The organism is Mycobacterium sp. TH-M103 (assembly GCF_057473785.1).
This window is the reverse complement of the sequence record NZ_JBYCLG010000018.1, coordinates 1-3,053: the sequence shown is the minus strand read 5'-3', so window position 1 is coordinate 3,053 and position 3,053 is coordinate 1. Positions and strand designations below refer to the sequence as shown.

The window sequence follows — 3,053 nt, the reverse complement described above, 5'->3', positions numbered from 1 at the left end:
AGGTCGGTGAAGATTCCGCCGACCTGCGGCTTCTTCTCCGACGGCAGCACGCCGGAGGCGCCGGGTACGCCGACGAAATCCGCGCCGACGGACCCCGCGTCAGCCCAGATGTGCAACGCCCGGCAGGTGTCCGCCGCGACCGCCGAGCGCTGCGCGACCGTGGCCACCGAGTCGCGGAACGCCGCGACGACCACGTCCTTGTCGGCGCGCACGAACAGCCCGTTCTTTCCGGCGTCGACACCGCTGGCGGGCAGCGTCGAGACCACCAGCCCGCCGTCGGCGGGCAGGGTGGCGATCGCCGGGCAGGGGATGGAGATGTCGAGCGCGCGCGGCGCCCCGGACACCAGCGGCGCGGTGACTTGGGCGACGTGCCCGTCGGTGGTGCCCTGCGGCCACAGGATGGTCGCGGTGGTCTGCCGCACCGGAAGCAGCGGGACGCAGACGCAGATCAGCACGCCCACGATGCCCGCGGCGACGGCCACCAGCCTCGGGACGCGCCGGGATTGCTGCTCGCCGTCGGGGGACACGAGGGTCGATGGTAAGCGACGCCGCTGAGGACGCAGGGCATGGACGCGGCGATAGCGCCCAGCGGGTATGCCGTCGAACGACACGCCGAAATCGGTGTGAATTGGGTAACAATTCTCGGTTCGGCGACGGGGTGGGCCGGTGATCCCCCCGGCGCTGCCGTAGTCCCGCCCGTCCCTAGTGCCGCAGCGGCCCCGGGTTCCAGAGGCCGCCGCGGGTGACCGTGCCCAGCTGGAGCCGGGCCGGCCCGGCGTCGGGGTAGTAGGGCGTGAGCCGTTGCAGCGAGCCCCAGTCCCGCGACCAGTCGTCCTTGAGGTAGCTGGCCACCGTCGTCGCCTTCAGCAGCAGCTCGGTGACGCCCAGCGGGCCGCCACCGTTGTTGTCCATCACCGGCGAGTTGGCCTCGGCGCCGAAGCGGTCCGGCAGGATGCGCCACTTCGGCGTCTCGTCGACGCCGTTTCGGTGGTCGAACGGCCGCTGGCACGGGAACGCCAGGCCGACCAGCCAGTCCAGGAACACCGGGTCCCGCGACCCCACGACGTCCTGCAGCGTGCGCAGCCGCGGGATCCGCGGCGGGGTAACGGCGATCCAGTGCTGCGGCGCGAGGTCCTCGTCGTCGACGACCAGGCGCACCTGGGTGGCCGACGCCGGGATCGCCGAGAGGCCCAGCCGCAGGTTGCGCCACGCCGGTGACGCCCCCACGTCGGCGAACTGGAACGACCCGCCCGGGTGCCCGCTTGCGGCTTCGCTGTCGGTGGCCCACTGGACCTGGACCTCGCGCGGGTCGAAGCGGCCCGCGGCGCTGACCACCAGCAGCGGGCCCGCCTGGTCGCGGGGCGGCAGCCGGTACCAGCCCGACCGCAGTCGCGCGGGCACCTGGATGCCGGGCCGCCAGCTGCCCAGCACCGGGGTGCGCGCCGGGTCCAGGTTGTAGGGCAGTTGCGCGCGGGAGTTGTTGAGCCCGGGGGCCGCCCGGGTGCCGCCCTCGGTGCCGGCGCCGGTGCCGGTGACCGGGTTGTCGTCGGTGACGAAGCTGCGGTCGCCCGGCCGTTCCATCACCGGGTCGGCGCGCACGTCGGCGGGAATGCCGTTGGGGGTGAAGGCTTCCGACAGGCCGGCGCCCAGGGCCTGCGCCGCCGGTCCTGTCACCGGCGCCAGCATGCCGGCGTTGGGGTCCTGCTCCACCAGCACGTCCTGCGCCAGGCCGCAGGTGTTGCCCGTCAGGGCCTCCAGGTTGGACCGGCCGACCGACCACGCGGGGTACTGGCCGATCATCGCCAGGGTCAGCGACATCACCTCGAAGACCACCAGCACCCACGCGGCGATCGCCAAGGGGGACTGGACGATTCCGGCCAGCCGCGCCCCGTATCGCGTTCGGGGCGGCGCGTTGTCGGTGGCGACGAAGTGGAACCACGCGGCCAGCAGCAGCACCAGCGTCGTCAACCCGAGGAACAGCGTGGAGGCGCCATAGTGCCACTTGGGGAACGAATTCGACCAGGGCACACCGAAGTTGGACACGTACCACCAGCCGTTCACGCTGGCGAAGCACTGCGCCATCAGGAACAACACCACGGCGGCGAAGACGGTGCGGTTGCGGCGCGAGCGCATGGCCCCGGCCGTCACCGCGACCGCGGCCAGCGCCCCCAGCGATCCGGCCAGGCCGGCGAACACGCCGAAGTGGTGGGTCCACTTGGTGGGCGTGAACATCATCGCGACGAACGAGATGATCGTGATGCCGATGATGCGGCGGCTCGGCCCGGCGGCCGTGCCCGGAATCCTGCCCTTGCGCAGCGACATCGCCACGGAGATGCCGAGCGCGAGGACCAGCGCCAGCACAGCGAAGCGGCGGGCCACCGAGCCGTCGGGGCTGGCCATGAACAGCCGTTCGTAGCGGAGGTGTTCGTCGAACCAGGTCAAGCTGGGGCCGACGGCGCGCTTGAGCGCGGTGGCCTGCATCTCCCCGGCCAGGGTCTGGTCGCGGAAGATCAGGATCACCGTCACGGTGGCCGCGGCGGCCAGGGGCGCCAGCAGCGGCAGCAGCCCGAACCGCTCGGATCTGCGGTGCAGGATGGTCCGCAGCGGCCCGACCGCGACCAGCAGCGCCCCGATGGAGGCGATGCCCGTCGGCCCGGAGAACAGCGTCAGCGCCCCGATGATGCAGGCCCCCGCCACGGGCAGCAGCCGGCTGGTGGCCACCGCGCGTTCCACCGAGCACCACGTCAGCAGGATGCCCAGGGCGATGATCGGTTCGGGCCGCAGCCCGTTGTCGAGCGGCAGCCACACCGCCAGGAACATGCCCGCCGCCGTCCACGCCGCCGCCCGGCTGCGCTTGACCGCGCGGCCCAGGCGGGGGATGACCTCGCGGCTGATCAGCCACCAGCAGGTCAGCGCCATGGCCAGGGTCGGCAGCCGCATCCAGATGCTGGTGGTGGTGACGTGCGCCCACAGCGCCAGCAGGTCGTAGTACCAGCCGAACGGGGCCTCGGGCGTGCCGAACCAGCGGTAGTAGTTGGCCATGTAGCCGGCGT

At 72.6% G+C, this 3,053-nt stretch carries 1 protein-coding gene and 1 pseudogene; both read right to left on the bottom strand.

All coding sequences use genetic code 11. The features are described 5' to 3' along the window. A pseudogene (locus AC2VOR_RS00750) lies at positions 1-527 on the bottom strand (arabinosyltransferase); the annotation flags it as partial. 175 nt (positions 528-702) lie between these two features. Further along, positions 703-3,053, bottom strand: a 2,351-nt coding sequence (locus AC2VOR_RS00745) for an arabinosyltransferase (RefSeq protein WP_486963024.1), incomplete at its 5' end; no start/stop codon positions are given.